The 6499-nt window shown below is 67.7% G+C and carries 6 protein-coding genes and 1 pseudogene; 5 read left to right on the top strand and 2 right to left on the bottom strand.

The features are described from left to right. Positions 1-156: 156 nt before the first annotated feature. Both A5712_RS10220 and A5712_RS10215 read left to right on the top strand, forming a co-directional pair. Positions 157-372: pseudogene (locus tag A5712_RS10220) on the top strand (isoprenylcysteine carboxylmethyltransferase family protein); the annotation flags it as partial. A 171-nt stretch (positions 373-543) separates the two neighbouring features. Further along, positions 544-957 carry a hypothetical protein gene (locus tag A5712_RS10215; protein ID WP_068104086.1) on the top strand — a complete coding sequence of 138 codons (414 nt, stop codon included), beginning with the start codon at positions 544-546 and terminating at the stop codon, positions 955-957. Between the two features lie 7 nt (positions 958-964). Here the strand turns inward: A5712_RS10215 and A5712_RS10210 are convergent, their stop codons facing one another. Next, on the bottom strand, positions 965-3007 hold the full coding sequence (locus A5712_RS10210) for an NAD(+) synthase (protein ID WP_068104084.1): 2043 nt from the start codon (positions 3005-3007) through the stop codon (positions 965-967). A 59-nt stretch (positions 3008-3066) separates the two neighbouring features. Between A5712_RS10210 and A5712_RS10205 the strand changes: the two genes are divergently transcribed. Next, positions 3067-3612 carry a cysteine hydrolase family protein gene (locus A5712_RS10205; protein ID WP_068104082.1) on the top strand — a complete coding sequence of 182 codons (546 nt, stop codon included), beginning with the start codon at positions 3067-3069 and terminating at the stop codon, positions 3610-3612. A 21-nt stretch (positions 3613-3633) separates the two neighbouring features. Beyond that, positions 3634-4482, top strand: a complete 849-nt coding sequence (locus A5712_RS10200; RefSeq protein WP_068104080.1) for an NAD-dependent protein deacetylase — start codon at positions 3634-3636, stop codon at positions 4480-4482. On the opposite strand, the gene A5712_RS10195 is transcribed toward A5712_RS10200, so the two are convergent. Then, positions 4479-5744, bottom strand: coding sequence for a cytochrome P450 (locus tag A5712_RS10195; protein WP_068104078.1), 1266 nt, complete (start codon positions 5742-5744; stop codon positions 4479-4481). The two genes, A5712_RS10200 and A5712_RS10195, sit on opposite strands and share 4 nt — an antisense overlap. Positions 5745-5847: 103 nt before the next feature. Here A5712_RS10195 and A5712_RS10190 point away from each other — a divergent pair, with 103 nt between their 5' ends. Then, a complete protein-coding gene (locus tag A5712_RS10190) occupies positions 5848-6498 on the top strand; it encodes a TetR/AcrR family transcriptional regulator (protein ID WP_068104076.1) in 651 nt (216 codons plus the stop codon). The last annotated feature ends 1 nt before the right edge of the window (position 6499 follow it).

Raw genomic sequence — 6499 nt, 5'->3', positions numbered from 1 at the left:
AGGCCCGCGACTGCAACGACGTTCGGCGTCACCAGGACGATGCCGATCCCGAACAGGAGCATCGCACCGTAGATGGGATTGCGGATCCGGCCGAACGTGCCGGTGTGCACCAGCGTGGTGGTCTCCGTGGTGTCAACCCCGATCCGCCAGGAATCACCCATCTACGGTGCGATGCTCCTGTTCGGGATCGGCATCGTCCTGGTGACGCCGAACGTCGTTGCAGTCGCGGGCCTCATCCTGCTCGTCGCCACGATCGAGCTGCAGGTCCGCCGCGTCGAGGAACCATACCTGCTGCGGACCCACGGCGACACCTACCGCGCCTACGCCGCCAGTGTCGGGCGATTCGTCCCCGGGGTCGGCCTCATTCGTTAGCGTAGCGCGGGCCCGCACCGCATCTGATTGTCGGTGTGAGGCGGACAAGTCGGCATCTCTCATCTGCTTCTGACCTGCGGTTGGCAGTGGTTGGCAGCGTGTGGCGTCGATCTGGCAGCGGTTTCCGAGCAGCCTCGGTGACGACTGTTGTCAGCATCGAGGAGGAACACGATGTCCACCACCGCCACCACCATTGACCGCACAGGAACTCGCGACGGGTTGCTCCGTTTTGCCATGCGTGCCGACGCCGTCATCAGCGGATTGGTCGGCCTGGCCGGTATCCCGCTGGCCGGCCGGCTCGCCGACCTATCGGGCACGACGAAGGCATTCGAGTACGGCATGGCCGCGTTCTTGATCGCCTACGGCGTGGCCGTGCTGGGGCTGGCCGCCTTGCCGTCGGTACGCCGCGCCGGCATGGGCGTCATCGTTGCCAACCTGCTTTACACCGCGGCCGCCATAGTCCTCGTGCTCGCGCATGTCTTTCCATTGACCGCGGCCGGCGTCGTGTTGAACCTGGCGGCCGGCGCCTACACGCTGATCTTTGCGGAGCTGCAGTACCAGGGCTGGCGTCGCGCAAGGGCGTGAGCCGGGCCTAGTCTTCGGGCACCTCGCGCTCGATCTCGTCGAGCCAGATGCGCGCCGACATGTCCGACGGGGCGCGCCAATCGCCGCGCGGCGAGAGCGCGCCCCCGTGCGACACCTTGGGGCCGTTGGGCAGGGCCGAGCGTTTGAACTGGCTGAAGGAGTAGAACCGCTGCACGAACACTCCCAGCCAGTGCCGGATCTCCTTGAGCGAGTACGACGGTCGCTTGTCTTCGGGGAAACCCGGTGGCCAGTTGCCCTGCTCGGGGTCGCTCCACGCGTGCCACGCCAGGAAGGCGATCTTCGACGGCCGGAACCCGAAGCGCAGCACATGGAAGAGTGAAAAGTCCTGCAGGGCAAAAGGTCCGACCTTGGCCTCGCTGCTCTGCAGCTCTTCCTCCTCACCGCTCGGGACGAGCTCCGGCGTGATCTCGGTGTCCAGCACCGACTGCAGCACGTCGCACACATCCGATTCGAACTGGCCCGACGAAATGACCCAGCGGATCAGGTGCTGGATCAGCGTCTTGGGGACACCGCCGTTGACGTTGTAGTGCGACATCTGGTCGCCGACGCCGTATGTCGACCAGCCGAGGCCCAGCTCGGAGAGGTCACCGGTGCCCAGCACGATCCCGCCGCGCTGATTGGCAAGCCGGAACAGGTAATCGGTGCGCAGGCCGGCCTGGACGTTCTCGAACGTGACGTCGTAGACCTTCTCGCCCCGCGCGAACGGGTGGTCCATCTCCTTGAGCATGAGCCGTGCGGTCTCGGTGATGTCGATCTCCGAAAAGGTGACGCCCAGCGCGCGGCACAGCTCGATCGCGTTGCGCTTGGTACGATCTCCCGTCGCGAAGCCCGGCAGCGTGAACGCCAGGATGTCGCTGCGCGGCCGTTCCTCGCGGTCCATCGCGCGGGCGGCGACGATCAGCGCGTGCGTCGAATCCAGCCCGCCGGAAATCCCGATGACCACCTTGGGGTAGTCCAGCGCCCGCAGCCGCTGCTCGAGACCGGAGACCTGAATGTTGTAGGCCTCGTAGCAATCCTGTTCCAGCCGTTGCGGATCGGCCGGCACGAACGGGAAGCGCTCGATCTCGCGGCGCAGCCCGATGTCGCCGGCGGGCGGGTCGAGCCGGAACTCGATGCGCCGGAACGACTCTGCCGTCGTCCGGTGGTGGCGCCGGTTGTCGTCGAAGGTGCCCATCCGCAGCCGTTCCGCGCGAAGCAGCTCGAGGTCGACGTCGGCGACGCTGCGCCGCTCTCCCTTCGGGAAGCGCTCGGACGTGGCGAGCAGCACGCCGTTCTCCCAGACCATGGTCTGGCCGTCCCAAGCCAAGTCGGTCGTCGACTCGCCCTCCCCGGCGGCGGCGTAGACGTAGGCGGCCAGGCACCGCGACGACGCCGAGCGCGCCAGCAGGCAACGGTCCTCGGCGCGCCCGATCGTGATCGGGCTGCCGGACAGGTTGGCCAGCACCGTCGCCCCCGCCAGTGCCGCCTCCGCGCTGGGCGGGATCGGCACGAACATGTCCTCACAGATCTCGACGTGCAGCACGAAGCCCGGCAGGTCGGACGCGGCGAACAGCAGATCCGCACCGAAGGGGGCCTCGATATCGCCGATGCGGATGGTGCCGCGCTCGTCATCGCCGGGCGCGAGCTGGCGGCGCTCGTAGAACTCCCGGTACGTGGGCAGGTAGGACTTAGGCACGACGCCCAGCACCACGCCCCGGTGGATCACCACCGCGGTGTTGTAGATGCGATGCCGGTAGCGCAGCGGGGCGCCCACGACCAACACCGGCAACAGGTCGGCCGACGCCGCGACGACGTCGGCGACGGCGCCTTCGACGTCGTCGAGCAGCAGGTCTTGCAGGACGATGTCCTCGATGGAGTACCCGGACAGCGTCAGCTCCGGGAAGACCGCCACCGCGACGCCGTCGTCGTGGCATTGGCCCGCCAACCGCAGCACCGACTCGGCGTTGGCCGCCGGATCGCCGATCGCGGTGTGGTGTGTGCAGGCGGCGACGCGGACAAAACCCTGGTGGTAGGCGTTGTAAAAGTCCATGACCCTCCCATTGTCGCCCGACGGGCGTCAACTCGTCCCCGCCGGGTATCCCCAACGGCATGAGCGATACCGCTGTCGTAGTCGTCGACATGATGAACACGTATCAGCATCCCGATGCTGAGGATCTGATACCCAATGTCGAGAAAATCATGGACCCGCTCGCCGACCTGATCCACCGCGCGCGGAACGCCGACGGCGTCGACTTGGTCTACGTCAACGACAACTACGGCGACTTCGCCGCCCAGTTCTCCGACATCGTCGGCTCCGCGCTCGATGGCGCCCGGCCCGATCTGGTCAAGCCGATCGTGCCGGGCGAGGACTGCCGGGTGATGACGAAGGTCCGTCACAGCGCCTTCTATGCGACGGCGCTCGCCTATCTGCTCGGGCGCCTGGAGACCAAGCGGTTGATCCTCACCGGTCAGGTCACCGAGCAATGCATCCTGTACACCGCGCTCGACGCCTACGTGCGCCACTTCCCCGTCGTGATCCCGACCGACGCCGTTGCCCACATCGACGCCGATCTGGGCAAGGCGGCGCTGAAGATGATGCAGCAGAACATGTCCGCCGAGCTCACCACGGCCGCCGACTGCCTCGAGACGTCCTGAATTGCCCGTACCCTCGAACGGGTGACCTCCAGCCGCGCGGAATCGCCCGAACTCGTCGCGCTGCTCGCCGGCCGGCGGGTCGCGGTCCTGACCGGCGCCGGCATCTCCACCGACTCCGGCATTCCCGACTATCGCGGCCCCGATTCGCCGCCGAGCAACCCGATGACCATCCGCCAGTTCACCTCGGATCCGGTGTTCCGGCAGCGGTACTGGGCGCGCAACCACGTCGGGTGGCGGCACATGGACGACACCGCGCCCAACGCCGGGCACCGGGCGCTGGCCGCGCTGGAGCGCGCCTCGGTGGTGACCGGAGTGATCACCCAGAACGTCGACCTTTTGCACACCAAGGCCGGCAGCCGAAACGTCGTCAACCTGCACGGCACCTACGCGCGGGTGGTCTGCCTGAGCTGCCGGTACGGCATGAGCCGGGCCGCGCTCGCCGAAGAGCTCGAGGCGCTCAACCCGGGATTTATCGAGCGCGCGGAGGCCGTCGGCGGGCTGGCGGTGGCCCCCGACGCCGACGCCGTCGTCGCCGACACCGCATCGTTCCGCTACCTCGACTGCCCGCGCTGCGGCGGCATGCTCAAGCCCGACATCGTCTACTTCGGCGAGAGCGTCCCCAAAGACGTTGTGGCAAAGGCGTATTCGCTGATCGCCGAGGCGGACGCGCTGCTGGTCGCCGGCTCGTCGCTGACGGTGTTCTCCGGCTACCGGTTCGTGCGGCACGCCGCGGCGCTCGGCCTCCCGATCGCGATCGTCAATCGGGGACGCACCCGCGGCGACGACCTGGCCACCGTGAAGGTCGACGGCGGCTGCTCGGAGCTGCTGACGTTGCTAGTGGACGAGTTGTCGCCGACGGCAGCGCGTTAGAACGTGCACGGCATGCTGCGGATGCCGTGGATGAAATTGCCCGGCACGTAGGTCGGCTCGCCCGCCTGAATGTGCGGCAACTGGCGCAGCAACTCGCCGAAGATGGCGCGCAGTTGCGCGCGAGCCACGTTGGCGCCCAGGCAGAAGTGCAACCCGCCCCCGCCGAAGCCCACGTGCGGGTTGGGGTTGCGGCTCAAGTCGAAACGGTCCGGATCGTCGAACGCATCGGCGTCCCAGTTACCCGACGGATAAAACATCACCACCTTCTCGCCCGTCCGGATGCTCTGGCCGCCCAGCTCGACATCCGTTGCCGCCGTGCGGCGGAAGGTCATGACGGGCGTGGCCCACCGGACGAATTCCTCGACCGCCGTGCCGATCCTGTTGTCGAAGTCCTCGCGCAGCCAGGCCCGCTGCTCGGGGAAGTCGGTGAGCGCCTTCATCGCGTGGCTGGTGGTCTGCCGGGTGGTGTCGTTGCCGGCCACGGCGAGCAACACGAAGAACGCGGACACGTCGGCGTCGGAGAGCCGGTCGCCGTCCACCTCGGCATTCACCAGGCCGCTGAACAGGTCCTCGCCCGGGCGCTCGCGCCGCTCGGCTGCCAGGGCGCCGGCGACCTGGTGGAGGTACATCTGGTTTTCGACCAGCACCTCGAGCGGGTTGCGGCCGGCGAGGTAGACCGGGTCGGCCCAGGACACCAGCGCGTCGGCCGCATGCGCCACGCGCTCGCGCTCGGATTCCGGGATCCCCACCATGTCCGATAGCGTTCGGATGGGCAGTTGCTTGGCGCAGTGTTCCACGAAATCGGCGCCACTGCCGGCGGCGCGTAGCTCTTCGACGATGGCCTTGGCGTTCGACTTGATCGAGTCCTCGATGCGGCGGACCTGCCTCGGGGTGAAGGCGGCGCTGACGAGCTTGCGCAGCTTGGTGTGTCGCGGTGGGTCCATCGCCAGGAAGGATTGCGATGCCTCGAGCAGCTCCACGGGGACGTTCTCGAAGATCACCCCGCGCCCGGACAGGAACACCTCGTTGTTGCGGCTGATCGCGACGATGTCCGCCCGCCTTGTGACCGCCCAATAGCCGGGGTCATCGGGGTCGGACATCAGGGAACCCTCGACCGGAGCGTGCCAGCTCACCGGGCGCTCGGCCCGCAGAACGGCGAACGAGCGCTCCCGCTCCGCCGCGGTCGTGGACCAGAACGCGCGCGACGACAGATCGATCGGGTCGTACGCTCGCCTGCTGGAAATCCCGGTCGCCACCGTCATCGTCGTCCTCCCTCGGTTATGACCCCAGTCACACACTCGGACCGACAATATGCCTAGACTTAGTGTCTAGTCAATGCGTCGAACGCTGGGCTATGCTGGGCGAATGCCGTCGGTCACCCGAAGGGCGCAGGCCAATCGCGAACAGGGTCGTCAGCAGCGACGCGAGCAGATGGAACGCCGGTTGCTGGACGCCACCGAGCGGCTGATGCGCGACGGCGCCAGTTTCACCGAGCTCAGCGTGGACCGGCTGTCGAGCGAGGCCGGCATCTCGCGCGCCAGCTTCTACATCTACTTCGAGGACAAGGGCCATTTGTTGCGCCGGCTGGCCGGCCAGGTTTTCGCCGACCTCGCCAACAGCGCGGACCGCTGGTGGAGCATGGCGTGGCGGCACGACCCCGACGACGTCCGCGCCGCCATGGCCGGAATCATCGGAAATTACCGGCGCCACCAACCGGTGCTCGTCGCGCTGAACGAAATGGCCGGCTACGACGCGGTGGTCGGGGCGACCTACCGAAACCTGCTGACCGCCATCACCGGGCGCGTGACCCGCGTCATCGAGGACGGGCAGGCCGACGGCTCCATCCGCCCCGAGCTGTCCCCGACCGCGACGGCCAGCGCGCTGACCTGGATGGTCGAGCGCGCCTGCCAGCAGAACCTGCCGACCGCCCCGGGAACCTACGATGCCGAACTGGCCGAGTCCCTGGCTCAAATCATCTGGGGCGCACTGTATCTCGAGCCCATACCGCCGAGCTGAT

This window comes from Mycobacterium sp. E2327 (assembly GCF_001672675.1).
Lineage (GTDB): Bacteria > Actinomycetota > Actinomycetes > Mycobacteriales > Mycobacteriaceae > Mycobacterium.
The sequence above is the reverse complement of the archived record's forward strand: the minus strand, read 5'-3'. Positions and strand labels throughout refer to the sequence as shown.

Bases quoted from the DNA above. Each gene is read 5' to 3' on its own strand.
- A5712_RS10215 (WP_068104086.1), top strand. From the start codon at position 544: ATGTCCACCACCGCCACCACCATTGACCGCACAGGAACTCGCGACGGG.
- A5712_RS10210 (WP_068104084.1), bottom strand. From the start codon at position 3,007: ATGGACTTTTACAACGCCTACCACCAGGGTTTTGTCCGCGTCGCCGCC.
- A5712_RS10205 (WP_068104082.1), top strand. From the start codon at position 3,067: ATGAGCGATACCGCTGTCGTAGTCGTCGACATGATGAACACGTATCAG.
- A5712_RS10195 (WP_068104078.1), bottom strand. From the start codon at position 5,744: ATGACGGTGGCGACCGGGATTTCCAGCAGGCGAGCGTACGACCCGATC.
- A5712_RS10190 (WP_068104076.1), top strand. From the start codon at position 5,848: ATGCCGTCGGTCACCCGAAGGGCGCAGGCCAATCGCGAACAGGGTCGT.